This is a genomic window from Domibacillus sp. DTU_2020_1001157_1_SI_ALB_TIR_016 (assembly GCF_032341995.1).
Lineage (GTDB): Bacteria > Bacillota > Bacilli > Bacillales > Domibacillaceae > Domibacillus > Domibacillus indicus_A.
In genome coordinates this window covers 2,687,501-2,713,736 of sequence record NZ_CP135439.1, presented here as the reverse complement: position 1 = coordinate 2,713,736, position 26,236 = coordinate 2,687,501, and the positions used below count along the sequence as shown (strand labels likewise).

The 26,236-nt window shown below is 45.2% G+C and carries 25 protein-coding genes and 2 rRNA genes (1 of these 27 only partly in view); 21 read left to right on the top strand and 6 right to left on the bottom strand.

Features of this window, described 5'->3' with window-relative positions:
• The first annotated feature begins 15 nt into the window (after positions 1-15).
• Together RRU94_RS22000 and RRU94_RS21995 are read left to right on the top strand one after the other, a co-directional pair.
• Positions 16-369: a hypothetical protein gene (locus RRU94_RS22000; RefSeq protein WP_242233788.1), complete on the top strand. Its 354-nt coding sequence runs from the start codon at positions 16-18 to the stop codon at positions 367-369.
• A gap of 15 nt (positions 370-384) precedes the next feature.
• Positions 385-1,230 carry a YihY/virulence factor BrkB family protein gene (locus RRU94_RS21995; protein ID WP_315692988.1) on the top strand — a complete coding sequence of 282 codons (846 nt, stop codon included), beginning with the start codon at positions 385-387 and terminating at the stop codon, positions 1,228-1,230.
• 39 nt (positions 1,231-1,269) lie between these two features.
• Here RRU94_RS21995 and RRU94_RS21990 read toward each other — a convergent pair whose 3' ends face one another.
• Complete coding sequence (locus RRU94_RS21990) at positions 1,270-3,177, bottom strand: heavy metal translocating P-type ATPase (RefSeq protein ID WP_315692987.1); 1,908 nt, start codon at positions 3,175-3,177, stop codon at positions 1,270-1,272.
• A 342-nt stretch (positions 3,178-3,519) separates the two neighbouring features.
• Here RRU94_RS21990 and cax point away from each other — a divergent pair, with 342 nt between their 5' ends.
• From cax to rlmD, 5 genes are all read left to right on the top strand, one after another.
• The gene (gene cax / locus RRU94_RS21985; RefSeq protein WP_251271963.1) at positions 3,520-4,572 is read left to right on the top strand and encodes a calcium/proton exchanger; all 1,053 of its coding nucleotides are present in this window, start codon (positions 3,520-3,522) and stop codon (positions 4,570-4,572) included.
• 20 nt (positions 4,573-4,592) lie between these two features.
• On the top strand, positions 4,593-4,772 hold the full coding sequence (locus tag RRU94_RS21980) for an SE1561 family protein (RefSeq protein ID WP_242233784.1): 180 nt from the start codon (positions 4,593-4,595) through the stop codon (positions 4,770-4,772).
• 239 nt (positions 4,773-5,011) lie between these two features.
• Positions 5,012-6,556 (top strand): fumarate hydratase, encoded by a 1,545-nt coding sequence (locus RRU94_RS21975; RefSeq protein ID WP_315692986.1) that lies wholly within the window; start codon positions 5,012-5,014, stop codon positions 6,554-6,556.
• Positions 6,557-6,656: 100 nt separating this feature from the next.
• The gene (gene pdaA / locus RRU94_RS21970) at positions 6,657-7,409 is read left to right on the top strand and encodes a delta-lactam-biosynthetic de-N-acetylase (protein WP_315692985.1); all 753 of its coding nucleotides are present in this window, start codon (positions 6,657-6,659) and stop codon (positions 7,407-7,409) included.
• Positions 7,410-7,467: 58 nt separating this feature from the next.
• Complete coding sequence (gene rlmD / locus RRU94_RS21965; RefSeq protein WP_315692984.1) at positions 7,468-8,844, top strand: 23S rRNA (uracil(1939)-C(5))-methyltransferase RlmD; 1,377 nt, start codon at positions 7,468-7,470, stop codon at positions 8,842-8,844.
• 102 nt (positions 8,845-8,946) lie between these two features.
• Here the strand turns inward: rlmD and RRU94_RS21960 are convergent, their stop codons facing one another.
• Positions 8,947-9,855, bottom strand: coding sequence for a TIGR01777 family oxidoreductase (locus RRU94_RS21960; RefSeq protein ID WP_315692983.1), 909 nt, complete (start codon positions 9,853-9,855; stop codon positions 8,947-8,949).
• An 88-nt stretch (positions 9,856-9,943) separates the two neighbouring features.
• Here RRU94_RS21960 and recX point away from each other — a divergent pair, with 88 nt between their 5' ends.
• The 3 genes from recX to RRU94_RS21945 are packed head-to-tail and all read left to right on the top strand — an operon-like array spanning position 9,944 to position 11,351.
• Positions 9,944-10,750 carry a recombination regulator RecX gene (recX, locus tag RRU94_RS21955; protein WP_315692982.1) on the top strand — a complete coding sequence of 269 codons (807 nt, stop codon included), beginning with the start codon at positions 9,944-9,946 and terminating at the stop codon, positions 10,748-10,750.
• 2 nt (positions 10,751-10,752) lie between these two features.
• Positions 10,753-11,076: a YfhH family protein gene (locus tag RRU94_RS21950; protein WP_315692981.1), complete on the top strand. Its 324-nt coding sequence runs from the start codon at positions 10,753-10,755 to the stop codon at positions 11,074-11,076.
• 5 nt (positions 11,077-11,081) lie between these two features.
• Positions 11,082-11,351 (top strand): YfhJ family protein, encoded by a 270-nt coding sequence (locus RRU94_RS21945; protein WP_315692980.1) that lies wholly within the window; start codon positions 11,082-11,084, stop codon positions 11,349-11,351.
• On the opposite strand, the gene RRU94_RS21940 is transcribed toward RRU94_RS21945, so the two are convergent.
• Positions 11,345-12,334: a metal-dependent hydrolase gene (locus RRU94_RS21940; protein WP_315692979.1), complete on the bottom strand. Its 990-nt coding sequence runs from the start codon at positions 12,332-12,334 to the stop codon at positions 11,345-11,347. The genes RRU94_RS21945 and RRU94_RS21940 overlap by 7 nt on opposite strands.
• Before the next feature lie 93 nt (positions 12,335-12,427).
• Here RRU94_RS21940 and mutY point away from each other — a divergent pair, with 93 nt between their 5' ends.
• The 5 genes from mutY to RRU94_RS21915 all read left to right on the top strand — a co-directional run bounded on the left by mutY (position 12,428) and on the right by RRU94_RS21915 (position 17,018).
• Positions 12,428-13,516: an A/G-specific adenine glycosylase gene (gene mutY, locus RRU94_RS21935; protein ID WP_315692978.1), complete on the top strand. Its 1,089-nt coding sequence runs from the start codon at positions 12,428-12,430 to the stop codon at positions 13,514-13,516.
• Complete coding sequence (gene fabL, locus RRU94_RS21930) at positions 13,516-14,259, top strand: enoyl-[acyl-carrier-protein] reductase FabL (protein ID WP_315692976.1); 744 nt, start codon at positions 13,516-13,518, stop codon at positions 14,257-14,259. The genes mutY and fabL overlap by 1 nt, the downstream gene beginning before the upstream one ends.
• An 88-nt stretch (positions 14,260-14,347) precedes the next feature.
• A complete protein-coding gene (locus RRU94_RS21925; RefSeq protein WP_315692974.1) occupies positions 14,348-14,539 on the top strand; it encodes a gamma-type small acid-soluble spore protein in 192 nt (63 codons plus the stop codon).
• Positions 14,540-14,689: 150 nt separating this feature from the next.
• Positions 14,690-15,220, top strand: coding sequence for a nucleoside tri-diphosphate phosphatase (locus RRU94_RS21920; protein ID WP_309091644.1), 531 nt, complete (start codon positions 14,690-14,692; stop codon positions 15,218-15,220).
• A 52-nt stretch (positions 15,221-15,272) separates the two neighbouring features.
• Complete coding sequence (locus RRU94_RS21915) at positions 15,273-17,018, top strand: ABC transporter ATP-binding protein (protein ID WP_315692973.1); 1,746 nt, start codon at positions 15,273-15,275, stop codon at positions 17,016-17,018.
• Between the two features lie 32 nt (positions 17,019-17,050).
• On the opposite strand, the gene RRU94_RS21910 is transcribed toward RRU94_RS21915, so the two are convergent.
• Both RRU94_RS21910 and RRU94_RS21905 read right to left on the bottom strand, forming a co-directional pair.
• Positions 17,051-18,130 (bottom strand): FUSC family protein, encoded by a 1,080-nt coding sequence (locus RRU94_RS21910; RefSeq protein WP_315692972.1) that lies wholly within the window; start codon positions 18,128-18,130, stop codon positions 17,051-17,053.
• A 158-nt stretch (positions 18,131-18,288) separates the two neighbouring features.
• Positions 18,289-19,578: a glutamate-1-semialdehyde 2,1-aminomutase gene (locus RRU94_RS21905; protein ID WP_315692971.1), complete on the bottom strand. Its 1,290-nt coding sequence runs from the start codon at positions 19,576-19,578 to the stop codon at positions 18,289-18,291.
• Positions 19,579-19,707: 129 nt separating this feature from the next.
• Between RRU94_RS21905 and bcp the strand changes: the two genes are divergently transcribed.
• The 3 genes from bcp to perR all read left to right on the top strand — a co-directional run bounded on the left by bcp (position 19,708) and on the right by perR (position 21,707).
• On the top strand, positions 19,708-20,175 hold the full coding sequence (bcp, locus tag RRU94_RS21900; RefSeq protein WP_315692969.1) for a thioredoxin-dependent thiol peroxidase: 468 nt from the start codon (positions 19,708-19,710) through the stop codon (positions 20,173-20,175).
• A gap of 13 nt (positions 20,176-20,188) precedes the next feature.
• Positions 20,189-21,133: a D-2-hydroxyacid dehydrogenase gene (locus tag RRU94_RS21895; RefSeq protein ID WP_315692968.1), complete on the top strand. Its 945-nt coding sequence runs from the start codon at positions 20,189-20,191 to the stop codon at positions 21,131-21,133.
• Between the two features lie 115 nt (positions 21,134-21,248).
• Positions 21,249-21,707 carry a peroxide-responsive transcriptional repressor PerR gene (gene perR / locus RRU94_RS21890; protein ID WP_242233767.1) on the top strand — a complete coding sequence of 153 codons (459 nt, stop codon included), beginning with the start codon at positions 21,249-21,251 and terminating at the stop codon, positions 21,705-21,707.
• 46 nt (positions 21,708-21,753) lie between these two features.
• Here the strand turns inward: perR and RRU94_RS21885 are convergent, their stop codons facing one another.
• Positions 21,754-22,110: a YgzB family protein gene (locus tag RRU94_RS21885; RefSeq protein ID WP_251271948.1), complete on the bottom strand. Its 357-nt coding sequence runs from the start codon at positions 22,108-22,110 to the stop codon at positions 21,754-21,756.
• 115 nt (positions 22,111-22,225) lie between these two features.
• On the opposite strand from RRU94_RS21885, the gene RRU94_RS21880 reads away from it, so the two are divergent.
• The 3 genes from RRU94_RS21880 to RRU94_RS21870 form a co-directional block, all read left to right on the top strand.
• The gene (locus RRU94_RS21880; protein ID WP_315692966.1) at positions 22,226-23,095 is read left to right on the top strand and encodes a nucleotidyltransferase-like protein; all 870 of its coding nucleotides are present in this window, start codon (positions 22,226-22,228) and stop codon (positions 23,093-23,095) included.
• Between the two features lie 298 nt (positions 23,096-23,393).
• Positions 23,394-24,945, top strand: a 16S ribosomal RNA gene (locus RRU94_RS21875).
• A gap of 192 nt (positions 24,946-25,137) precedes the next feature.
• Positions 25,138-26,236 (top strand): 23S ribosomal RNA (locus tag RRU94_RS21870) (it continues 1,834 nt past the right edge of the window).
• Together the 16S and 23S rRNA genes form the textbook arrangement of a ribosomal RNA operon.

Here is a 26,236-nt window from a genome sequence, read left to right as displayed (position 1 = left end):
AAGGATGATCATTCAATGGGTAAAGGTAAATTTTTCATCAGTGTAGCAGCAGGAGCTGCAATTGGAGGCGCAATCGCATTATTAGACAGCAGAACACGCCAGGAAATGGCTTCTTGGACAAGTTATGTTATTGCACTCGCAAAAGATCCGGAACAGCTGACAACATCATCACGTGAGCTGATTGACCGCGCAACAGAAACAGCACAAAAAATTAATGAAGACGTTTCTTTCATTAAAGGCAAGGTGGATGACTTAAAAGAGCTGACACCAGAAGTGAAGGATCTTGTCGAAGAAACAAAATCTACCTTTGTGCCCCAAGAGCAGGGACCAGCTGCTTCGTCACCAAGTGCAACTAACCCGACGTTATAACGGAGGAGAGTTCTATTGGCAGATCAAACAGATAAAAAATCAGCGCTTCGCATTTTTATTAAGCACCTGCTCAGGCGCGTAAAGTCGTCCGATGTACCAGGTGTTGCGGCGCAAATGGCTTACTTTTTCCTGTTAGCGCTGTTTCCGCTGCTGATCTTTATGGTCACGCTGCTCGGGTATTTGCCGATTGATCCGAATGAAGTATTTAATGTAATCAAGGACTTTGCGCCTTCCGATTCCTTAAGTCTTGTACAGGACACACTTCAGGAAGTTACATCCAATCAAAATGGCGGCCTGTTGTCCGTCGGGATTTTGGGGACCATCTGGTCGGCATCCAATGCGATGAACGCAGTTATTAAAGGGCTCAACTATGCGTATGATGTAAAAGAAACAAGACCTTTTTATATAGCGCGTGGACTGTCGATCTTGCTGACCTTCGCTTTTATCTTTGTAATTGCGGTCATGCTGATTCTCCAAGTATTTGGCCAGCAGATCGGCGAATTGGCGTTTGAATTTTTAGGCATGGGTGATGAATTCCTAGCCCTGTGGACATGGATTCGATTCCTGCTGCCGCCGGTTGTTTTATTTTTAGTGTTTGCCGGGCTGTACTACCTGGCACCAAACTTAAAAGTAAAATATATAACTGTTATGCCCGGCGCCATTTTCGCTGCAATTGGATGGATTATCACTTCACTCGGGTTTTCATTTTATGTAAATAATTTCGGCAATTATTCGGCCACATATGGAAGTATCGGGGGAGTGATCATTTTAATGATCTGGCTTTACCTGTCGGCGATGATTATTCTCGTTGGCGGTGAAATCAATGCCCTGCGCAATGACCAAAAACGTGGAGCAGCATAGGAAAAGCCCCGCTTGAGACTTTCTCAAGCGGGGCTTTTTTTAAGTGTGTTTCAATAACCGAAGGCCGTTTAAGATAACGAGAATTGTACTTCCTTCATGGCCAATAACGCCAAACGGCAAATCCAGCATTTGAAAAAAGTTAGAGATAATCAAAAGAACAATCACAGAAATGGAAAAGATGATGTTTTGTTTCACAATCTTCTGCATTCTGCGGGACAGCTTAATAGCATCGGCAATTTTCGGAAGATCATTTTTCATTAAAACGATATCCGCTGTTTCAAGCGCTACATCCGAGCCTTCGCCCATTGCGATGCCGACAGAAGCAGAAGCAAGGGCAGGTGCATCGTTAATACCGTCGCCCACCATCGCGACTGTTCCATATGTTTCGAGCAGTTTTTTTACTTGGTCTACCTTATGCTCTGGCAGGCAGTCGGCAATATAAGAATCAAGCGATGCTTCAGAAGCAATAGCGCGGGCCGTTTTTTCACTGTCACCTGTCAGCATAATCGTAAAAATGCCTTCATCCTGCAACGTTTTAAGTGCCTGCTTTGTTTCTTCACGAATGATATCCTGCAGAGCAATAATCGCGGCAATGCCGTTTTCATCGGCTACATAAACCGTTGTTTTGCCTGCCTGGGCAAATTGAAGGGCAGCTCCATCTGCAAAAGCGGCTGCTTGCTCGTTTCCTACAAAATCAGCTTTGCCAATTTTCCAGGTCTTCGTGCCGACGGTTCCTTTTACGCCCCAGCCGGCTGCATCTTCAACGTGCTCCGGTGGAGAGAAGGCGATACCCTGTTCATTTACATAACGGACGATGGCATGAGCAAGCGGATGATTGGACCGGCTTTCAATGGAAGCAGCTGCCCCAAGCAATTCCATATGAGCCACATCATCGCGGATGATCACATCGGTTACTTCTGGTTTACCGCGTGTTAACGTACCGGTTTTATCAAAAGCAATGGCTTTTACATGACTTAAATTTTCTAGGTGGGCGCCGCCTTTAAACAGAATGCCGTTACGGGCGCCGGTGGAGATAGCCGACAGTGTAGCCGGCATAATAGAAGCAACCAGTGCACACGGTGATGCAACAACAAGCAGGACCATAGCGCGGTAAAACGTTTCAGTCCAGCTCCAGCCGAGAAGGTAGTGCGGCAGAAACATCATGAGCACTACAACGGCCAGTACCGCTTTTACATAAATTCCTTCAAACCGTTCAATAAATTGTTGTGAGGGTGATTTCTCACTTTGTGCCGACTGTACGAGATTGATGATTTTTTGAAAAAGAGTTTCATCCGCTCTTTTTGTGACATCAATATAAACCGATCCGGTCATATTGACTGTTCCGGCAAAAACATCCGCTCCGGCTTCTTTGGAAACAGGGATCGATTCACCGGTAATAGCGGCCTCATCAATTGTTGTATAGCCTTTTGAAATCCGGCCATCCGCCGGTACACGTTCACCAGGCTTTACGACAATCACATCGCCGCGCTTTAATTCGGAAACATGAACAGACTCTTCCGTTCCATTACGAACCACAAGTGCTGTATCAGGCTGAATCTCCATAAGGGCAGAAATTTCCCGCTGGCTTTTATTCATCGTATATGTCTCAAGAGCACCGCTCATTGCAAAAATAAAAATTAATATGGCTCCTTCTGTCCAATAGCCAATTGCTGCTGATCCGGCTGCAGCTAAAATCATCAGCATTTCTACATTCAGTTCTTTTTCCTCAATTGTTGCTTCAATACCTTCTTTGGCTTTTGCGTAGCCGCCAATTAAAAAAGCAGATAAATACAAAACAACCGATGCCGTATCACTGCCATTCCGATCCAGCAGCCAGCCAGCAACAATAAGCAGGCCACTGAACAAAGCGGCAATCAATTCGATATGCGGAGTGAGTTCATCAAACCATTTTTTCGCTGCTGGTTGATTCTCAATATGTGTAATCATCTATGTATCCTCCTTTTCTAATTGAGAATGAAGATCACCTTATTGATGATGATTATCATTACCAAAACCTTTATTGATAAGGGATTTCAATTAGAATAAATTAATTTTTATTTTATAATAATTATAATGTATTAATTATCATACCATAATTGAAAAAAGATGCAAGGGGTATATTACAGGCTGTGAACAGGGAAAGGAGAGTTCGGAGAAAGAGAAAAGGAAAGCGAATGTTTAATCGAAAAAAAGGAAAAATAATTCAGGCGATGGTGTTAAATCGGGTAAAGAGCGGGTATGATGACTAAGTATTAAGCTGTTTACTTTGACGCATTGGAGTGTGGGATTATGGGAAAAGTGTTTGCAATTATCATTGCAGCAGGTCTGCCATTGGCGGTTGCAGGTTCACTTTTACACTGGCCGAGTGTGGTCATGTTCGTTATTTGCAGTGCAACCGTGATTGCCCTGTCAAGTTACATGGGAAGGGCTACTGAGAGCTTGGCAATCGTCGTCGGACCGCGCATAGGCGGACTGCTGAATGCGACTTTTGGAAACGCCGTTGAACTTATTATTTCGATCTTTGCTTTAAAAGCAGGACTGATCGGTGTCGTTCTTGCTTCTTTGACAGGTTCGGTACTCGGAAATTTGCTGCTGGTAGCGGGTCTTTCCTTTTTCATGGGTGGACTAAAATATAAGCGCCAGACGTTTAGCGTCCATGATGCGCGTCACAATTCAGCATTGCTTATCTTTGCAGTTGTAGTAGCATTTGTGATTCCGGAAATTTTTTCTCTTAACATGAATGAGGCAAAAACATTGAACTTAAGTATAGGCATTTCGATTGTCATGATCGCCATTTATTTAGCGGGGCTGTTTTTTAAGCTTGTGACTCATCGTGGTGTGTATGCCACTGAAGAAGGGGCAGCTCACCATGAAGAAGTACCGGAATGGGGCAAGAAAAAAGCAATTATTATTTTGCTTGCCGCAACGGCGGCAGTTGCCTATGTGGCTGAAAGTCTGGTTCATACATTTGAAGCGGTTGGTGAACAATTTGGATGGTCTGAACTTTTTATTGGGGTTATCATTGTAGCGATTGTCGGAAATGCCGCTGAGCATGCATCCGCAATTTTAATGGCAATGAAAAACAAAATGGACATTGCGGTTGAAATTGCTATTGGTTCGACACTCCAGGTTGCCATGTTCGTGGCACCGGTGCTTGTGCTCGTATCGCTTCTTTTCCCAACACCAATGCCGCTTGTATTCACCATACCGGAGCTTGTTTCAATGATTACTGCTGTATTTTTGGCGATTAGTATTTCCAATGATGGTGAAACGAACTGGTTTGAAGGGTTGACACTTCTGGCCGCATACTTCATCATGGGCATTGGCTTTTACTTGCTGTAAGGAAGAAAGGAAGAAAAGACTTGAAACCAATTCATGAAAAAGAAAAGCAGGTCGTTTACTTAAAAGAACGGCTCAATATCTTTATGGAAGTGCTGGATTCCATTGATCCAGAAGAAACTGAAGTAGAGGATATTGACCGTTTAATTGAAATGATCGATGATATTGAATTAAAATGTGAACAGTTTCGCAGCCGCGGATAAAAAAAGACGATCCTGATTGGATCGTCTTTTTTTGCGAGGAACATCCGTTGAACTGCACCCGAAACAACAAATCATTCATTGTGCTTCATTTATAATAGAATTCTATTTTTCGAAAGCGAACAAAACATAATACTGAAACCGTTTGCGAATTTTTCTTTTAAACGTTTTGCCACAGGCGTATAATAAGGAAGATGGCAGCTGTTTTGTACATAAGTAAAATCCTGAGGGGGAACTGCACAATGAATTTGGAAACATTTCAGCAAAGCATGTATACATTAATTGTCGAAACATCAACGAATCTTCCGAAAGATGTGCGCCGTGCTGTGAAACGGGCAAAAGAGCGTGAAAACGCCGGCACACGGGCAGCAATGAGCTTGGATACGATCACAACGAACATTAAAATGGCAGACGATAATATTTCACCGATCTGCCAGGATACGGGAATGCCAACGTTTAAAATCAAAACGCCTGTTGGTGTCAACCAAATACATATTCAAAAAGCGATATATGCTGCTATTGAGCAGGCGACAAAGGACGGAAAGCTTCGTCCTAACTCTGTTGATTCGCTCGATGGGTCAAACAGCGGAAACAATCTTGGGCCAGGAACACCGGTGATTAAATTTGAACAGTGGGAAGAAGATTATATCGATGCCCGCCTTATTTTAAAGGGAGGCGGCTGTGAAAATAAAAATATTCAGTACAGCCTTCCGTGCGAGCTTGAAGGGATTGGAAAAGCCGGCCGCGACTTGGACGGCATTCGTAAATGCATTATGCATTCTGTTTATCAGGCGCAGGGTCAGGGCTGTTCAGCCGGCTTTATCGGTGTCGGTATTGGCGGCGACCGTTCATCCGGGTATGATTTAGCGAAAGCACAGCTTTTCCGCGGCGTAGAGGATGTAAATGAAAATGAAGAGCTGCGCAAGCTTGAAGAATATGTACTTGAGCATGCAAACGAGCTTGGCATCGGTACAATGGGCTTTGGCGGCGAAACGACACTGCTTGGCTGTAAAATCGGCGTGATGAACCGGCTGCCGGCGAGCTTCTTTGTTTCTGTTGCGTACAACTGCTGGGCGTATCGCCGTTTAGGAGTAGCGGTAAATGCAGAAACAGGCGGAATTAACGAATGGTTTTACCAGGATGGAGACGAGGTATCATTTGAGTCAGCCCAGCCTGAGGAACAGGAAGTAAAATCAGAAAGCCGTGTTGTAACGCTGGAAGCGCCGATTACAGAAGAACAAATTCGTGAGCTGAAAGTCGGCGATGTGGTTCAAATTAACGGCATGATGTATACAGGCCGTGATGCGATCCACAAACATTTAAGTACTGCCGATAGTGCGCCGGTTGATTTGAACGGACAGGTGATTTATCATTGCGGTCCGGTAATGCTTAAAGATGAAGATGGACAGTGGCACGTAAAAGCAGCTGGTCCGACAACATCTATTCGTGAAGAGCCGTACCAGGGTGATATTATGAAGCGTTTCGGTATTCGGGCTGTAATCGGAAAAGGCGGTATGGGTCCAAAAACGCTGCAGGCGCTGCGTGAGCATGGCGGCGTGTATTTGAATGCGATTGGCGGTGCCGCACAGTATTATGCAGACTGCATCAAAGGAGTAGAAGGCGTTGACCTTATGCAGTTTGGTATTCCAGAAGCGATGTGGCATTTGCGCGTAGAAGGATTTACCGCTGTTGTAACGATGGATTCACATGGAAACAGCCTGCATGAAGAAGTGGATAAAACATCACTCGAAAAATTAGCGAAATTTAAAGAACCTGTTTTTGCTTAAGAAAAGCCGGCCTTGGGCCGGTTTTTTTTGTTTGAAATATCTTTCCACGGATGAAGAATTCTTATACAGCACATCTTATTCATAAAAGGATGGTGCTGAGATGAGACAATTTATTATGTTTGTCGTTTTTCTTTTTATGCTGCCGGTTATTGCCGTGTCGTCAGAAGCCGTTCATTGGGGATTTAAAAAAGCGTCAGACGGACGCCCTGCCGAAGCAGGCGCCCAGCTTGACGAAATGCTGGCGAAATACGACTCCTTTTATAAAGGGGATACAAAGAAAAAAGTCGTCTATTTAACCTTCGACAATGGATATGAAAATGGCTACACGAAAAGCATTTTAAATACGCTGAAAAAAGAAAAAGTGCCTGCCGCTTTTTTTGTAACAGGTCATTATGTGGATAGTGCACCTGATTTGCTGAAACGGATGGTAAAAGACGGACATATTATCGGCAACCATTCCTGGCATCATTATGATTTAACAACAGTACCAAGCAGCACAGTCATCGAAGAGTTTAAATCGGTTGAAAAAGAAGTAGCCAAAGTGACCGGACAGAAAAAAACAAAATATGTCCGCCCGCCGCGCGGAATTTTTTCTGAAAATGTGTTGAAAACCGCCCAAAAAGCCGGCTATACACATGTGATGTGGTCATTGGCTTATGTGGATTGGTATGCTGATCAGCCGAAAGGAAAGCAATATGCCTATGATGAAATTATGAAGCAGATTCATCCGGGTGCCGTCATCATGCTGCACAGCGTATCAAAAGATAATGCCGAGGCGCTGCCGGATGTCATCCGTGATTTGAAAAAGAAAGGCTATACGTTTAAATCTCTCGATCATCTTGCCGGCGCTTAATGCCCGGCTTCTTTTGATTGGCATGGTTCTGTGATACAGTTAAATATGAGGTGAAGAAATGAAAAACGGGATTGATATGAAACCGGGACAAACGTTCCCGCTTACGATAAAACGATTAGGAATTAATGGGGAAGGCGTTGGCTATTTTAAACGAAAAGCTGTTTTTGTACCGGGTGCCCTGCCGGGAGAAGAAATCACAGCTGAGGCTGTAAAGGTTATGCCCAAGTTTACAGAAGCTGTCGTGAAAAAACTGCGCAAGCCTTCACCGGACCGTGTAACACCGCCATGCTACATTTATGAGGAGTGTGGAGGCTGCCAGCTGCAGCACCTCAGCTACGAAGGGCAGCTGCGGGAGAAAAAAGAATTGGTTGTCCAGGCGCTTGAACGCTATACTTCTTTTAATATTGAAAAACTGCCGATCCATGACACCATCGGAATGGAGGAGCCGTGGCGCTACCGAAACAAAGCGCAGTTTCAAACAGGTGTACAAAAGGGTAAAATGGTCGCCGGCTTATACAGTACAAATTCAAATCAGCTTGTAAATATTGAGAAATGTATTGTACAGCACCCTGTTATTGATGAAACAATCCGCCTGTCCAAAAAAATTATGAATAAGCTATCTATTCCGGTGTACAGCGCTAAAAACAAACAAGGCGTTAAAACGATCGTTGTCCGGTACGGGTTTGAGACGGGAGACGTACAAGCTGTGGTCGTAACCGGAGATAAAACGTTTCCGAAAGCAGAAGAGTTTGCTAAGCAGTTGATGGAGTTAAAGCCTCGTGTGAAGTCAGTTGTTCATAATATAAATCCAGGCAAAACACACCTCGTAATGGGTGATATTTCAAAAACCATCGCTGGCAGCGATACGATTTCTGAAGAGCTGGGCGAGTTTGAATACGAATTGTCTGCCCGCGCATTTTTTCAATTAAATCCGGTACAGACGAAAAAACTGTATGATGAAGTTAAAAAAGCCGCAAACGTGCAGCCATCCGATAAAGTAGCTGATGCTTACTGCGGTTCCGGAACCATTGGTCTTTGGATTGGAAAGAATGCAGCGGAAGTGCGCGGAATGGATACGATTGCGGCATCCATCAAAGATGCCCGTGCCAATGCGGAAAAGTACGGTGTGAAAGCAACATACGAAGTCGGTCCTGCTGAAAAGTGGCTGCCGATCTGGAAGGAAAAGGGCTGGGTACCGGATGTGCTCGTGACCGACCCGCCGCGTACTGGACTGGACCCGAAACTGATTCAAACGATTAAGCAGATTCAGCCATCTGTATTTGTTTACGTATCCTGCAATCCATCTACGCTGGCAAAAGACTTAGTGGCACTGGCCCCTGTGTACAAAATCGACAGCATTCAGCCAGTTGACATGTTTCCGCAGACAGCGCAAGTAGAGACAGTCGTAAAGCTTACAGTAAAATCGAAATCATGATGGTAAAATAGTTCATTTTTCGAGTTATCCTGAAAATGAATGGTAATGGGCAGTTTAAAGAAGAGCAAAAAGCACGACACAATATTGTGTCGTGCTTTTTCTTTAATTTGGATATAAGTCGTTCAGCGCTCCACGGAGAAGAGGAAATTGAAAAACAAATCCAGCCTGGGTGAGTTTGTCCGGGAGTACACGCTGGCCGTCAAGGACAACGGTGCTCATTTCACCAAGTGTCAATTTTAACGCCGGCTCGGGAACAAACAGCCAGTGCGGTCGGCCAAGCACTTTGGCAAGTGTTTTCCCAAGGTCATTCATTCTGACTGGGTTTGGGGCTGTAATATTCATAGGTCCTTCTATCGCTTCATGTTCAGCCGCAAACCGAATAGCACGGGCGACGTCCCATACATGAATCCAGGATACCCACTGCTGGCCAGAGCCGAGTTTGCCGCCTGCGCCGATTTTATAGGGAAGAGCCATTCTCGGGAGTGCACCTTCTTCTGTACCCAGCACGACACCAAACCGGGCAAGAACGGTCCGGATTCCCGCTTTGTCCGCTTCAATCGCTTCGCGTTCCCAAATATTGACGACCTGGCTTAAAAAACCGCTGCCAGCGGCGTTAGATGATTCGGTAAACGTATCCATATCAGAAGAGGGGTAAATCCCTACAGCACTTGCATTGATAAACACTTTTGGCTTTTGCTTGAGTGCCTTCATGATGCGGACCATTTCACGGGTAGCGGTGATACGGCTGTTTAAAATTCTTTGTTTTCTTTCTTCTGTCCATCGTCTACTGTTAATGGATTCGCCAGCCAGGTTAATAAAAACGTCTGTTCCCTCTAACACTGCTTCCGGTTCTGCTCCATCTGCGAGCCACTTTACGTAATGAAGGCAGTCTTCTTCTTTCTTATTTTCGGGATTTCGCGTTAAAATAGTAACATCGTATCCATGACGGATCAGCTCATTTGTTAATTCTTTGCCGACAAATCCGGTTCCGCCTGCGATCACTGTTTTCATCATTAAGACCTCCCGCTTTTTACTATATAGTATTTTACCTGTTTCATTCGAAAAACAAACTAGACGAATGTGCCAAGGAGGGGTGTAGATGGGCGTTATTACGAAAATATCGGTACAGCAAAAGCGGATAGACCGTTATAATATAGAGGTGGATGGCAGCTACGCGTTCAGTGCCGACGAAGCGGTTTTAATAGAATTTGAATTAAAAAAAGGGCGTGTTCTGGCCCAAGCGGACATTGAAGCGATTACTGTGCGGGACGGTGTTTATCGCGGTGTCAACACAGCCATTCAGTTTTTATCTCTTCGCATGCGTGCCAAAAAAGAAGTGCTCGACTATTTAAAAAAGAAGGAAATCGAACCAGGCGCATGGGATGAAATTATGGAGCGGCTGGAAACGATGGGTTATTTGAATGATAAACAGTTTGCAGACGCATATATAAAAACACAAATCCAAACAACAGAAAAAGGGCCGAAGCTGATTTTGCGCGAGCTGAAAGAAAAAGGAATTGATGATCATACGGCTTCTCTCTTGATCGAGCAGTTCACAGAAGAAGACCAGGTTGAAAAAGCAGCCGCGCTATTTGAAAAGCAGCTTAAAAAATTCAAACGCGATTCCGCATTCTTGCAGCAAAAAAAAGCCGAGCAGTACATTATGACAAAAGGCTATTCTGCTGATATTGTAAAAAAAGCAGCCACTGCCGCCGAACCGGATGAGGAAGCGGAATTGGAAGCTCTTATGCATCAGGCGGAGAGAGCGCACCGGCGCTACCGGTCCTTTGAGGAACGGGAATACCGGCAGAAAATGAAAGCGGCTCTTTATCGAAAAGGGTTTGATTTATCAGATATTGACCGGGCGATTGACCGCCTGTTAGAAGAACAAAGAGGAGACGAGTGAACATGGAGCAGGAAAAGCGATACAGTGGCATGAGTGAAATAGAATTAAAGCAGGAAATTGCCCGGCTTCGGGAAAAAGCGCGAAAAGCCGAGCAGCTCGGTATTGTAAATGAGTTTGCGGTATATGACCGGAAAGTGACGATGGCGCAGGCTTATTTGATGAATCCGGATGATTTTAAGCCGGGCAAGATGTATGAATTAACGACTGATCCAGGTCAATACTTTAAAGTGGAGTATATGAATGGTGTTTTTGCCTGGGGATATCGATTAAACGGGGATGGAAAAGAAGAAGGTATCCCGATCTCATTATTAAATAAAGGAGTGTAATCAGCATGGAAGAAACATTTCAAGCATTAACAAAGCGGCTGCTTCAAAAAAACAGCCGCTTGTCTGTTGCCCGCGCGAGAACATGGGTAGAGCTTTTATGGGAAGACTTTGAAGCTACATACGCCAAAGCGGGCTATGAGTATCAGGGAAAAGAGCGGACAGAGAAAATGGTGACCCAGCTCATTGACAGCTACGGGGCCAACCTGCATGAATTTGCTGCCCGCAATCCGAAATACAAGCATTTATTAGATGATTCTAATGATCTGACTCATTGATCGCCAGGGACAAAGGTAAGTTTTTTTCGCAGCTTTTCTTCGCTGAAAATCCAGCCTGTATAGGAGCCAATAATGTTGTAATCCATATCAAGCTTTACAACCGCCACAAATGGATAGTACTCTTTGCTGCGATAGCGGAGGTCAATAAACTTTACTTCGTAGCAGTCATCGTATTCAGCCATTTCCCACCGGTAAACAGGTGAAAAGTGAAGAAAAGCATCCAGGTTTTTATCTTTTTTGGCCGCTTGGAACAAGGGGGTATCCGGCACAGGAACACGTTTGTATTTATCAAGAATCGTGACAGAACGCCGGTACCCTCTTGCTACATAAAAGTGTTCGGGAGATTTAACCGCAATCCGCCATTGATTAAAACGCATGGTTGGTGCGATAATAATTTCTTCTGCGTCCGGGATCAAGCGGCGGACGGACTCGCGTACGGCTCCCTGCATTTGAAAGCGGAGAATGTAATAAATAAACAGAACCGCATACACGATGATAAATGTAGGGGCAGGATCAAAGCCGGCCAGCCACCAAAGCAGGAGCCCGATCACATGCATCGTGAAAATAAAGGAATCAAACGTGTTGATGACCCCAAGGGCTACCCATCTTGAAGAAAACGGACGGAGCGCCTGTGTCCCGTATGCGTTAAAGATATCAACGAACACGTGGAGAAAAACCGCAATTTGCGCCCAAAGCCAAAGATGAAAGACGTCAGCGTCACTAAAAAGCAGAAACAACGCACCTGTAATAAGAAGGGGCCACATTACAACAGCTGGAATAGAATGAGTAGCTCCCCGGTGATTTCGGATATAAACCGCATTGTTGCGGAGTTTCAAAACGGTATCAATATCAGGGGCCTGCGAACCGATGACAGCGGCTGTCATAACGGCATATTTTGTAGCGGGATCTGCCGCAACGACCGGATCAAGCGTCGCAAGACCGCCGAGCGCAAAGCCCATGACAATGTGGGTGCCAGTATCCAATAAGGACAGCCTCCTTTTAAAAAAAGTTTCATGTAAGTGGTATTCCCGAATTCTAGTCTATTGTAACATGGAGAAAGCGGAGGGACAGTTAATTTGCCGGAAAACAGTGCACTACAGAATATAAACACCAAGAAATTTCAACAGGATTTAGTCGGCTGGTATGAAGCAGAAAAGCGCGATCTCCCATGGCGGCGCGAGCGTGATCCTTATAAAATATGGGTATCCGAAATTATGCTTCAGCAAACAAGAGTGGATACCGTTATTCCATACTTTAACCGGTTTATGGAACAATTCCCAACTGTTGAATCACTGGCATCGGCAGACGAAGATGCCATTATGAAAGCATGGGAAGGGCTTGGGTATTACTCACGTGTTCGCAACTTGCAATCAGCCGTTAAGGAAGTAGCAGAGCGCTATGGCGGTACAGTGCCGTCTGACAGGGATGAATTTTTGTCCCTAAAAGGCGTAGGACCTTACACGGGCGGTGCAGTGCTGAGCATTGCGTATGGACTTCCTGAGCCGGCAGTAGACGGAAATGTCATGCGGGTGCTTTCCCGTATTTTAACGATATGGGATGATATCGCTAAGCCGTCGACACGCAAAGTGTTCGAAGAAGCCGTTCGCCACTTAATATATAAAGAAGATCCCTCTTCCTTTAACCAAGCATTGATGGAGCTTGGCGCCATGATTTGCACTCCTTCATCACCATCCTGCTTATTATGCCCCGTTCAAAATCATTGCCAGGCATTTGAGGAAGGGGTTCAGCGTGAGCTGCCAGTAAAGACAAGGAAGAAATCAGATAAGAAAGTCCGGATGGGCGCTCTTGTTCTGCAGGCACCGGACGGAACGGTTCTAATTGAAAAAAGACCGGAAAGCGGTCTGTTAGCAAAATTGTGGCAGTTTCCAAATATGGAGCTGCCTGTGGGAATCAATCCGCGCGGGGCACTGGCTTCCTATATGGAAACGGAATATGGAATGACCGTTCAGATCGATCCGGAAAAAGTAACAGACATTACCCATGTTTTTACCCATTTAACGTGGGAAATCGATGTGTATGTAGGAACAGTCGATGTAAAAGTACAAAAAGACCGAACGGCATTTGTGCCGGCTCACGAGGTAGAAACTTACGCGTTTCCTGTTTCTCATCAAAAAATTTGGAAGCACGTGAAAGGACTGGACTAATGAAAACAGCTCTTGTAACAGGATCAAGCCGAGGCGTCGGCAAAGCTATTGCCATTGCGCTTGCAAAGCAGGGATATGATATCGTGGTAAACTACGCTCGCAGCAAAACGGCGGCGGAAGAAACCGCAAAAGAAATCGAATTGCTTGGGCGCCGGGCTTTGGTTATTAAAGCAAATGTAGGAGATACAGCAAAAATCAAAGCCATGTTTGAAACGATTGCGCAGGAATTCGGCCGATTAGATCTTTTTATTAACAACGCTGCCTCCGGTGTGCAGCGCCCGATTATGGAGCTTGAAGAAAAGCATTGGGACTGGACGATGGACATTAACAGCAAGGCTCTTTTATTTTGTGCGCAGGAAGCGGCAACATTAATGGAAAAAAGCGGCGGCGGTTCCATTGTCAGCATCAGCTCGCTCGGATCGATTCGCTACTTGAAAAACTACACAGCAGTCGGTGTATCAAAAGCGGCAATGGAGGCGCTGACCCGTTATCTGTCTGTGGAACTGGCGCCAAAGAATATCGTGGTAAATGCGGTATCAGGCGGAGCGATTGACACGGACGCTTTAAAGCACTTTTCAAACCGTGATGAAATTTTGGCAGACGCCAGGGAAAACACACCAGCCGGACGTATTGTCGAAATGGATGATATCGTGCAAACCGTCTTGTTTTTAGCATCGCCAGGCGCCTTTATGATCCGCGGGCAAACAATTATTGTGGACGGCGGCCGCTCACTTCTTGTTTAATTTTTTGTGCATAACTCTCCCCCTTTTTGGTCAATATAATCAACGTGGAGAAGGTCAAAGCCACAAAAAAACTGCAGGGGTGAAGAATATGCCAAACAAGCGTAATAAAACAGTAGCCGGCACAGACGTAAACGTAGTGAAAAAGCAAAACGCTGCATCTGCTCAAGGTCAAGGTCAGCAGTATGGAGAAGAGTTTGCTTCTGAAACAAATGTGCAGGAAGTACAAAAACAAAACGCTAAATCTGCAGCACGCAAGAAAAACTCCACAACAAACGGCTAAAAAGCCAAACAAATGGGGCCCCGGCAATGATGCCGGGGCTTCATTTGTTTTCATTTGGCTTGTTAATCGGTATAATATAAAAGAAACGTTTTATCGTTTGAAAAAAAAGGGAATAAAAAAGCAGGTGACGCTGGAAAGTAGGGGACAACGATGGAGATTCCTGCAGAAGGTGAATCGGTTCAGATTCACAGCTACAAGCACAATGGCCACATTCATCGGGTGTGGGAAGAAACAGTTGTCGTAAAAGCAACTGAAAATATTGTAATCGGCGGAAATGATCGGACGATTGTAACAGAATCAGACGGACGTACGTGGGTCACCCGCGAGCCGGCGATTTGTTACTTTCACACACGAAAATGGTTTAATGTGATTGGGATGCTGCGTGCAGATGGTATTCACTTCTATTGCAACATCAGTTCACCATTCGTATTTGACCAGGGAGCGCTCAAGTATATTGACTATGATCTTGACGTAAAGGTTTTTCCCGATATGACGTACATTCTGCTGGATGAAGATGAGTACCGACAGCATAGCCGTGAAATGAATTATCCGGAAGTGATCGATAAAATCCTGCGGCGGAATATGGACCATCTGCTTTATTTGATTGAGCAGAAAAAAGGCCCTTTTTCTCCTGGATTTATTGAACGCTGGTACGGGAAATATTCTCAGCTGTGCCGTTAAATGCCTGTTGAAGTATTCAACAGGTTTTTTCGTGGTGGATGGGAGGTTAAGTATGGATGTAATTAAACGGTATATGCATTTTGTCAAACCATACAAATGGCAGATAGCCGGCACACTGATCATCGGTATATTAAAATTTGGGATACCGCTTTTGCTGCCTATACTCATTAAATACGTAATTGATGATATTATTGGCGGCTCGATGAGTGCCGCCGAGAAAAAGGAACAGCTTTACCTGGTGATTGGACTTATGCTCGTTTTGTTTATCATTGTTCGTTATCCGGTGGAATATTACCGGCAGTACTTTGCCCAGTGGACAGGAAGCAAAATATTATACGATATCCGTGACCAGCTGTTTGCGCATATTCAAAAGCTCAGCTTTAAATACTATGCCAACACACGCGCAGGCGAAGTGATTTCACGTGTGATCAATGATGTGGAGCAGACAAAAAACTTCGTAATTACCGGCTTGATGAACGTCTGGCTGGATGCAGCGACCATCGTGATCGCTGCCATTATTATGATGACAATGGATGTAAAGTTAACGCTGGTGGCGCTTGTTGTGTTCCCGTTTTACGGACTGAGCGTAAAGTATTTCTTTGGCAATCTGCGCCGTCTTACACGTGCCCGCTCACAGGCGCTCGCCGAGGTGCAAAGTCATTTGCATGAGCGTGTGCAGGGAATGCCGGTTATTAAAAGCTTTGCTATAGAGCCGGTGGAACAGGAGCGTTTTCAAAAGCACAATCAAAACTTTTTGCAAAAAGCGCTTGATCAAACAGCCTGGAATGCCAAAGCGTTTGCCGTTGTGAATACCTTGACTGATATCGCGCCGCTTTTAGTCATAGGATATGCCGGCCTGCAGGTGATTGATGGAAACTTAACCGTCGGAACAATGGCGGCTTTTATTGCTTATATTGATCGCTTATACAACCCGCTGCGCCGTCTTGTGAATTCATCCACTACGCTCACACAATCCATTGCATCAATGGACCGTGTATTCGAGCTTCTCGATGAAAAGTATGATATTACCGATAAAGAAGGCGCGGTGGAATGCCAAAATGTAAAAGGCGATATTCTATTTGAACATGTGAACTTTCGGTACGATGAGAAAGAAGAGCTCGTTTTAAGGGATATAGATCTCCATGTAAAAGCAGGAGAAACGATTGCCCTTGTTGGTATGAGCGGCGGCGGCAAGTCATCTCTTGTCAGCCTGATTCCCCGTTTTTACGATGTAACAGGCGGCCGTATATTACTCGACGGTACAGATATTCGAGATTTTAAAGTGCGCTCTCTTCGCGATAAAATCGGCATGGTGCTGCAGGATAATATTTTGTTCAGCGACTCAGTCCGGGAAAATATTTTGCTTGGACGCCCCGATGCGACGGAGGAAGAGGTCGTAGAAGCGGCTAAAGCAGCCAATGCGCATGATTTTATTACGGCACTGCCAAACGGCTACGAAACAAAAGTCGGTGAACGTGGTGTAAAACTGTCTGGAGGCCAAAAGCAGCGTGTTGCAATCGCGCGTGTGTTTTTAAAAAATCCGCCGCTGCTTATTTTAGATGAAGCAACATCCGCTCTTGATTTGGAAAGCGAGCATTTAATTCAGGAAGCGGTTGAAGCGCTGGCAAAAACAAGGACCACCTTTATTGTAGCGCATAGATTGTCGACGATTACTCATGCAGACCGCATTATTTTAATTGAACACGGTGAAGTGGTCGAAGACGGCTCGCACGATGAGCTGATGAAAAAACAAGGCGGTTACTGGAAGCTGTTCCAAGTTCAGCAATTAAACCAATAAAAAAGCAATGCCCTATTCGGGTATTGCTTTTTTTATTCTTCTTCGTACTCCGGTGCTTCATCATCTGTATGGTACTTATAAAAGCTTGTCATCAGATGATCGAGATGCTCAAGCTTTTCGCCATACTCCAAAATCGAAGAAACAATATGAAGAAGGTGGATGGAAGAGGTAATTTCATCCGAATTATTTTTGTAAATTTCATCTGTGAACATGTGCATAAATTCATCGCGGTTCATACATGGTTCAAACAGTTCCTCTGATGTTTCCGTAGTTTTTGCTTTGCCGACAAACCGGAGAAGCAGGTGCTCATGATAGCTAACAAGACAGTCAAGATGATCCTGCATCGTACGCAGCAGTTGAGGATTTAAATGGTGAAGTTCATTTTCATACTGGTTGAGCCGCTGCAGAATATCCATACTCCGTCGTGTTGTTAAAATCAATTTCCGGTACAGAACGATTTTCCGCTGCTTTGCGCGAAGATTTTTCTTCAGCGGTGTCGTCCGGTCTTCTTTATAAAGTAAGAACATATTATCGATTTTAATTAACTTTTCACGCTGTCTGATAATATCTTTTTTTAATAAATATGACTCAGATGCGTTCCGTGACGTAATACGAATCCATTTCAAGACGTCTTCATTCAATTGATTAATTAATGAAAACAGCTTTGTTTCGTACTGCGGCGGCAGAAAAATCAGGTTCACTAAAAAAGAAGATAAAACACCGATTGAAATATTAAACATGCGAATCATGGAAAACTGGACGAACTGGTCATTTTGCACTTCCATAATGGCGACGATGGTTACAAGAGCGATTGGAATAGATTTCTCAAGCTTAAATTTAAGCAATAAAATAATAGCGATGATAACGGCCATACCGACAATAATAATATGGTTGCCAAAAACAAGGACAAAAAGGATAGCCAGAACAGCCCCGATAATATTCGCTTGAATTTGTTCAATGACGGTTAAATAAGATCTGTAAATATTCGGCTGGATAGCAAATATCGCAGCAATTCCTGCTAAGACCGGCGACGGCAGGTTAAGCCACTCTGCGAGGTAAAGAGCCAGTACAATAGCAATTCCCGTTTTGAATATGCGGGCACCAAGCTTCATTGGATCAGTAATTCCTTTCCTAAAGAATTGTATAAATACGTATTTACCGCAAATTTTTGCGAGTGAAACAAACTGTACTATACAACGGAAAAGAAGGCATTGCAAGTGAAAGAAAAATGAAAAAGAAACGCCTTCAAATTGAAGGCGTTTCCTTATGCTTAAGACAGTGCAGCGAAGGCTTCTTCCGCCGCTTTTATGGTCGTTTGAATATCTTCTTCTGTGTGGGCTGTCGTCAGGAACCAGGCTTCATATTTAGACGGAGCAAGATTAATGCCACGGTGCAGCATTTCCTTGAAAAACTTAGCGAACTGCCCGCCGTCTGTTGCTTCTGCCTGCTCGTAATTTACGACTTTTTGATCAGTAAAGTAAACAGTCAAAGCACCTTTTAAACGGTTAATGGTGATAGGGACATTGGACTTTGCTGCTGCCTGAAGAAGTCCTGCTTCAAGCATTGCACCAAGGCGGTCCAGCTGCTCGTAAACGCCTTCCTGCTCAATCACTTCCAGACACGCAATACCAGACAGCATGGAAGCGGGATTTCCAGCCATCGTTCCTGCCTGATAAGCCGGTCCAAGTGGTGCTACTTCTTCCATAATATCAGCTCGTCCGCCGTAAGCGCCGATTGGCAGGCCGCCGCCGATAATTTTCCCAAGCGCTGTTAAATCCGGTGTAACGCTGAGTAAATCCTGCGCGCCGCCATACATAAAGCGGAAAGCAGAGATAACTTCGTCAAAAATAAGCAATGAGCCGGCTTCGTGGGTGAGCCGTTTAACTTCTTCTAAAAAGCCTGGTTTCGGTTCAACGATGCCGAAATTGCCGACGATCGGCTCGATCATAACGGCTGCTACATTGTCGCCCCATTTTTCGAGTGCTTCTTTTAATGGTTCGGTTTCATTAAATGGGACGGTAATGACTTCCTGCGCAATACTTTTTGGTACACCGGCAGAATCAGGCGTACCCAGTGTAGACGGTCCGCTTCCGGCTGCAACAAGAACAAGGTCGGAGTGGCCATGATAGCAACCGGCAAATTTGATGATTTTATCGCGTTTCGTATAAGCACGCGCCACACGAATCGTCGTCATAACTGCTTCCGTACCGCTGTTTACAAACCGTACCTTATCCAGTGCGGGCATTGCCTTCTTCAGCTTCTTAGCAAACGTTACTTCATGCTCGGTTGGGGTACCAAAGAGAACACCGTTTTGTGCCGCTTTCGTAATGGCTTCGGTAATATGCGGGTGGGCATGTCCGGTAATAATCGGTCCATAGGCCGCTAAATAGTCAATGTATTCATTTCCATCTACATCCCAAAATCGGGCGCCGGCACCGCGTTTCATGGCAACAGGCGACCCTCCGCCTACCGCTTTGTAAGAGCGGGACGGACTATTTACGCCGCCGACAATATGTTTGAGTGCTTCTTCATGAAGCGCTTCTGATTTTGAAAAATTCATTATGACAAGCCTCCTGGTTTGGTTTCCTGTTTTATTGTAGACCTCTTGAAGAAAGGAATCAATGCATCGCTTTCGGGTTGCTAATTTCGATTTGATTCGCTACGCTAAAAGAAAAAAGGGGGAAACAATATGTCCAATTTAATAGGGAAGCCCGCTCCAGCTTTTGAGCTGCCGGACCAGGATGGCGGGATGGTAGACCTTGCCGGCTTAGCAGGGAAGAATGTAGTGCTTTATTTTTATCCGAAAGATATGACGCCCGGGTGTACAACCGAAGCATGTGATTTTCGGGATCAAAACAGTTTATTTGCCCAGTACGATACGGTCGTGATCGGTGTGAGTTCGGATCCGGCTGCGCGGCATCAAAAATTTATTGAGAAGCACCAGCTGCCTTTTACGCTGCTTGCAGATGAAAAACAAGAAGCAGCAGAGAAATATGGTGTCTGGACGCTTAAAAAAAATTTCGGCAAGGAATATATGGGTATCGAACGCTCTACCTTCTTGATTAATAAAGAAGGCATAGTTGTAAAAGAATGGCGGAAAGTGCGTGTAAAAGGGCATGTAGAAGAAGTACTGGCGGCTGTGAAAGAGTTGAGCTAAGGAGGGGTATGCATTGAACATCGTTTTTACATTCCGTCCGCCTAGAATGATTCAAGCGGACCTTCAAACAAAATTTCCAAATGAAACCTTTTCATTTTATAAACACATCGACGAAGCACGCCCGCTCCATGAAGCGGAAATTCTCGTTACCTTTGGCAGCGACTTGACGAAAGAACATATTGACGAATGTAAGTCATTAAAATGGATTATGGTCGCATCAGCCGGTATCGAGGAAATGCCACTGCAGGCGATCAAAGAACGAGACATTTTAGTCACAAATGCGCGAGGTATACATAAAACTCCAATGGCGGAATTTACAATTGGGTTTATGCTGAATCATGTAAAACGGTTTGCCGAGCTGCGAAAGCTTGAACAAACGGAAACGTGGAACAAGCAGCTTCCGCTTGGAGAACTTTACGGGAAAGAAGTGACTGTTCTTGGAACAGGCGCAATCGGCCAGGAAATCGCCCGTCTTGCAAAAGCATTTGGCATGACAACAACAGGGGTTAATAAAAGCGGCCATGCAGCGGAGGGATTTGACCGCGTTTTCTCTATTGATGAATTGATATCAGCTGTCCGTGAAGCAGATTTTATTGTCTCGGTGCTGCCAAGTACGCCTGATACGGTGAACGCTTTGGGGACAGAGCATTTTGAAGCAATGAAAAGCACAGCTGCGTTTATCAATATTGGACGCGGTGACCTTGTTTCAGAGACGGTTTTACTTTCAGCCATTAATGATGAGGAAATTGCCCATGCTTATCTTGATGTGTTTGTGAAAGAACCTCTTCCAGAAGGCCATCCATTCTGGCGGCATCCAGACATTACAGTCACACCACATATTTCCAGCGTAACGGAGAGATATGTTCCCCGGGCGATAGAGATCTTTGAGCATAATCTACACTGTTTTATGGATGGCGGCGAGTATGCAAACGTTATCGATGTTACAAAAGGTTATTAAACCGGCGATAAGCCGGTTTTTGTTTACCATTGACAATGGGACTCATTTGGCTGTACACTGTTTATAAAGATTATAAAGTAATAATCCTTTTTATAAAGAAAAGAGGTGTCTGTCCTTGTCACATACACATGTACATGAATCTCAGGATCAGCTAAAGGCAGCGCTTGATACCTTGAAGCAAACGGGTGTCCGCATTACGCCTCAGCGTCACGCAATTCTTGAGTTTCTCGTTGAGTCGATGACACATCCAACGGCTGATGATATTTATAAAGCACTTGAAGGAAAATTCCCAAATATGAGCGTGGCTACTGTATATAACAATTTGCGGGTATTTCGTGAAGTAGGTCTTGTAAAAGAGCTGACATACGGTGATACGTCTAGTCGTTTTGATTTTGTTACGACAGAGCATTATCATGTGATTTGCGAAGAATGCGGCAAAATTGTTGATTTTCACTATCCAGGATTAGATGAAGTTGAGCAGCTGGCAGCGCATGTAACAGGCTTTAAGATTAGTCACCACCGTATGGAAGTGTACGGAACGTGTGCAGAATGCAGCCAGAAAGATCTGCATTAAAAAAACCTCCACACCCTTTTGGGATGGAGGTTTTTATGTATGCTGATTAATCAAAGCGTTTCCTTTGGTTATACTTTTCATCAAATTCTTTTCCTTCTAAAGAAGCGTCTAGCGTCAGAGGTTCACGGCAGTGCATGCACATATCAACGCGCCCAAGCATTTTCGTCGGCTTCTGGCAGGTTGGGCAGACCACTTGGACTGCTCGGGTCGACAGCATGCCGATCCAAAAATAAACAACCGTGCTGGCGACAATACATAGAAGGCCAAGCAGCATAAAAAGCGTCATAACAAGCGCATTTTCCCGAAAGAAAATCCCGCCGTACATGACAACAAATCCGATAAAGATCAGGCTCAGAGCAAAAGTGCGAATCTTATTAATTTTGCTGGAATATTTTTTAGCCATTTCTCATCCCCCTAGAGAACACTATACCATATAATCTCTGTTTGCTTGAGGGAGGAATTCGACATTTTATGTCGAAACTAATCAAAACGAAATTCAAATGTCTGGAGGAAAAGAAGTGGAAGATCTTTTGCGTCCTTTATATCAAGAGCGGACAAGTCAGCAAAACACGCTCGGGGTGCTGGCCGTGCAAAAAAACGAACAAAATCGGGCGTTTACCGAAAACTTTGATTCTATCCTGCTGATTATCGTGAAAGAAGCGGATGAGCCCGTTTTTATTAAACATTATGTAGATCGAAATGAAGAAACAGCCTCCATGTATATCATAACAGAAGCGCAACTAAAAGAATGGCTTCTTCTAGGCTCAAATCGAAAAGTCATTGAATGGTTGTATCATGGCCGGATTTTATTTGACCGTAATGAATATGTGCAGGAATTAAAAACAGAAATGCGCGATTTTCCATTTTACGGCCGTAAAATTAAAATGACTATTGAATTTGCTAAATTGATCAAGCGATATACAGATGGAAAAGCATTTTTCAATGATGGTCATTTTTTAGATGCCTACAATCACGTACTTCATTCTCTGCACCATCTTGCGCGGCTTTCTGTCATTGAAAATGGCTTTTATCCAGAACTCACTGTCTGGAATCAAGTGCGGCATATTGAACCGGAAATTTACAAACTATATGAAGAGCTTTTAACAAGCGATGAAAATCTTCAAAAAAGACTAGAGCTGCTGTTTTTAGCGAGCGAATTTTTGATTCACTCTCGGACTGAGCGGGGAGCGGAGCATTTATTGTCCGTAATGAAAGAAAAAGAATGGTGGACAATCAGCGAGTTACTGACTCATGAAGAAGTAATGCATTATGCAGTTGATCTCGTTACATTAATAGAATATTTAATCGACCGGCAGCTTGTTCAAGTTGTTTCTGTTCAAACAAAAGGGCAAGGTGTATTTCATCGTTATTATCAAGCGAAAAAATAATTAAGCTTTTTTCAAAAAGTAATTGACTCTTGGGTGGAACCAATGTTATATTAATTAGCGTCGCTGATAGGTAAACAAAAAACAGCTGAAAAAAATAAAAAATAATGATTGACGGAAGATACTTGTCATGGTATTATTTAAAGGTCGCTGTTCGAAGTTTTAATACATCGACGCTAAGTTAAATTGAACATTGAACATTGAAAACTGAACAAAATCAATAAAAACGTCAACGTTTTAATTTTTATCTCCCATTAAAAACACCCCGTGTTTTAATGGGAACAAATGAGCAAGTCAAACTTTTTTGGAGAGTTTGATCCTGGCTCAGGACGAACGCTGGCGGCGTGCCTAATACATGCAAGTCGAGCGGACAGAAGGGAGCTTGCTCCCGGAAGTCAGCGGCGGACGGGTGAGTAACACGTGGGTAACCTGCCTGTAAGACTGGGATAACTCCGGGAAACCGGGGCTAATACCGGATAATATCAAGAGCTGCATGGCTCTTGATTGAAAGGCGGCTTCGGCTGTCACTTACAGATGGACCCGCGGCGCATTAGCTAGTTGGTGAGGTAACGGCTCACCAAGGCAACGATGCGTAGCCGACCTGAGAGGGTGATCGGCCACACTGGGACTGAGACACGGCCCAGACTCCTACGGGAGGCAGCAGTAGGGAATCTTCCGCAATGGACGAAAGTCTGACGGAGCAACGCCGCGTGAGTGAAGAAGGTTTTCGGATCGTAAAACTCTGTTGTCAGGGAAGAACAAGTATGGGAGTAACTGCCCGTACCTTGACGGTACCTGGCCAGAAAGCCACGGCTAACTACGTGCCAGCAGCCGCGGTAATACGTAGGTGGCAAGCGTTGTCCGGAATTATTGGGCGTAAAGCGCGCGCAGGCGGCCTTTTAAGTCTGATGTGAAAGCCCACGGCTCAACCGTGGAGGGTCATTGGAAACTGGAAGGCTTGAGTGCAGAAGAGAAGAGCGGAATTCCACGTGTAGCGGTGAAATGCGTAGAGATGTGGAGGAACACCAGTGGCGAAGGCGGCTCTTTGGTCTGTAACTGACGCTGAGGCGCGAAAGCGTGGGGAGCGAACAGGATTAGATACCCTGGTAGTCCACGCCGTAAACGATGAGTGCTAAGTGTTGGGGGGTTTCCGCCCCTCAGTGCTGCAGCTAACGCATTAAGCACTCCGCCTGGGGAGTACGGCCGCAAGGCTGAAACTCAAAGGAATTGACGGGGGCCCGCACAAGCGGTGGAGCATGTGGTTTAATTCGAAGCAACGCGAAGAACCTTACCAGGTCTTGACATCCCGCTGACCTCCCTGGAGACAGGGCTTTCCCTTCGGGGACAGCGGTGACAGGTGGTGCATGGTTGTCGTCAGCTCGTGTCGTGAGATGTTGGGTTAAGTCCCGCAACGAGCGCAACCCTTGATCTTAGTTGCCAGCATTTAGTTGGGCACTCTAAGGTGACTGCCGGTGACAAACCGGAGGAAGGTGGGGATGACGTCAAATCATCATGCCCCTTATGACCTGGGCTACACACGTGCTACAATGGATGGTACAAAGGGCTGCAAGACCGCGAGGTTTAGCCAATCCCATAAAACCATTCTCAGTTCGGATTGCAGGCTGCAACTCGCCTGCATGAAGCTGGAATCGCTAGTAATCGCGGATCAGCATGCCGCGGTGAATACGTTCCCGGGCCTTGTACACACCGCCCGTCACACCACGAGAGTTTGCAACACCCGAAGTCGGTGGGGTAACCCTTACGGGAGCCAGCCGCCGAAGGTGGGGCAGATGATTGGGGTGAAGTCGTAACAAGGTAGCCGTATCGGAAGGTGCGGCTGGATCACCTCCTTTCTAAGGATATTTACGGAAATAGGAACTTTGTTCCTGGCACGTTGACGTTTGATTTTGTTCAGTTTTGAAGGTTCAATCCTTCTAGAGCCTGCATGATGCAGCTCGAAACTGAAACTGTTCTTTGAAAACTGGATAGAAGCAACACATTGTATGACCAAAGCAAAAAACCGAGTAAGATACACCGCCATTTTAGGTTAAGTTAGAAAGGGCGCACGGTGGATGCCTTGGCACTAGGAGCCGAAGAAGGACGGGACTAACACCGATATGCTCCGGGGAGCTGTAAGTAAGCTTTGATCCGGAGATTTCCGAATGGGGAAACCCGCCATCCGTAATGGGGTGGCACCCCTGCCTGAATACATAGGGCAGGAGGAGGCATACCCGGGGAACTGAAACATCTAAGTACCCGGAGGAAGAGAAAGCAAACGCGATTCCCTGAGTAGCGGCGAGCGAAACGGGATATAGCCCAAACCAAGAAGCTTGCTTCTTGGGGTTGTAGGACACTCTATACGGAGTTACAAAGGAAGAGGATAGGTGAAGCGATCTGGAAAGATCCGCGGTACAAGGTAACAGCCCTGTAGCCGAAATTCTCTTCTCTCTTGAGTGTATCCTGAGTACGGCGGAACACGAGGAATTCCGTCGGAATCCGGGAGGACCATCTCCCAAGGCTAAATACTCCCTAGTGACCGATAGTGAACCAGTACCGTGAGGGAAAGGTGAAAAGCACCCCGGAAGGGGAGTGAAAGAGATCCTGAAACCGTGTGCCTACAAGTAGTTAGAGCCCTTTAACGGGTGATAGCGTGCCTTTTGTAGAATGAACCGGCGAGTTACGATTTCATGCAAGGTTAAGCTGATAAGGCGGAGCCGCAGCGAAAGCGAGTCTGAATAGGGCGCATGAGTATGAGGTCGTAGACCCGAAACCAGGTGATCTACCCATGTCCAGGATGAAGGTGAGGTAACACTCACTGGAGGTCCGAACCCACGCACGTTGAAAAGTGCGGGGATGAGGTGTGGGTAGCGGTGAAATTCCAATCGAACCTGGAGATAGCTGGTTCTCTCCGAAATAGCTTTAGGGCTAGCCTCAAACGAAGAGTACTGGAGGTAGAGCACTGTTTGGACTAGGGGCCCATCCCGGGTTACCGAATTCAGACAAACTCCGAATGCCAGATACTTATGTTTGGGAGTCAGACTGCGAGTGATAAGATCCGTAGTCAAGAGGGAAACAGCCCAGACCACCAGCTAAGGTCCCAAAGTATACGTTAAGTGGAAAAGGATGTGGAGTTGCCCAGACAAC

What these genes read in the sequence shown, in the direction of transcription:
- RRU94_RS21915 (WP_315692973.1), top strand. Translation starts at nt 15,273, where the DNA reads ATGGATGTAATTAAACGGTATATGCATTTTGTCAAACCATACAAATGG.
- fabL (WP_315692976.1), top strand. Translation starts at nt 13,516, where the DNA reads ATGAAAACAGCTCTTGTAACAGGATCAAGCCGAGGCGTCGGCAAAGCT.
- RRU94_RS21990 (WP_315692987.1), bottom strand. Translation starts at nt 3,177, where the DNA reads ATGATTACACATATTGAGAATCAACCAGCAGCGAAAAAATGGTTTGAT.
- cax (WP_251271963.1), top strand. Translation starts at nt 3,520, where the DNA reads ATGGGAAAAGTGTTTGCAATTATCATTGCAGCAGGTCTGCCATTGGCG.
- pdaA (WP_315692985.1), top strand. Translation starts at nt 6,657, where the DNA reads ATGAGACAATTTATTATGTTTGTCGTTTTTCTTTTTATGCTGCCGGTT.
- RRU94_RS21925 (WP_315692974.1), top strand. Translation starts at nt 14,348, where the DNA reads ATGCCAAACAAGCGTAATAAAACAGTAGCCGGCACAGACGTAAACGTA.
- RRU94_RS21910 (WP_315692972.1), bottom strand. Translation starts at nt 18,130, where the DNA reads ATGAAGCTTGGTGCCCGCATATTCAAAACGGGAATTGCTATTGTACTG.
- RRU94_RS21960 (WP_315692983.1), bottom strand. Translation starts at nt 9,855, where the DNA reads ATGAAAACAGTGATCGCAGGCGGAACCGGATTTGTCGGCAAAGAATTA.
- RRU94_RS21950 (WP_315692981.1), top strand. Translation starts at nt 10,753, where the DNA reads ATGGAGCAGGAAAAGCGATACAGTGGCATGAGTGAAATAGAATTAAAG.
- rlmD (WP_315692984.1), top strand. Translation starts at nt 7,468, where the DNA reads ATGAAAAACGGGATTGATATGAAACCGGGACAAACGTTCCCGCTTACG.
- RRU94_RS21885 (WP_251271948.1), bottom strand. Translation starts at nt 22,110, where the DNA reads ATGGCTAAAAAATATTCCAGCAAAATTAATAAGATTCGCACTTTTGCT.
- RRU94_RS22000 (WP_242233788.1), top strand. Translation starts at nt 16, where the DNA reads ATGGGTAAAGGTAAATTTTTCATCAGTGTAGCAGCAGGAGCTGCAATT.
- RRU94_RS21905 (WP_315692971.1), bottom strand. Translation starts at nt 19,578, where the DNA reads ATGAATTTTTCAAAATCAGAAGCGCTTCATGAAGAAGCACTCAAACAT.
- bcp (WP_315692969.1), top strand. Translation starts at nt 19,708, where the DNA reads ATGTCCAATTTAATAGGGAAGCCCGCTCCAGCTTTTGAGCTGCCGGAC.
- recX (WP_315692982.1), top strand. Translation starts at nt 9,944, where the DNA reads ATGGGCGTTATTACGAAAATATCGGTACAGCAAAAGCGGATAGACCGT.
- RRU94_RS21920 (WP_309091644.1), top strand. Translation starts at nt 14,690, where the DNA reads ATGGAGATTCCTGCAGAAGGTGAATCGGTTCAGATTCACAGCTACAAG.
- RRU94_RS21945 (WP_315692980.1), top strand. Translation starts at nt 11,082, where the DNA reads ATGGAAGAAACATTTCAAGCATTAACAAAGCGGCTGCTTCAAAAAAAC.
- RRU94_RS21975 (WP_315692986.1), top strand. Translation starts at nt 5,012, where the DNA reads ATGAATTTGGAAACATTTCAGCAAAGCATGTATACATTAATTGTCGAA.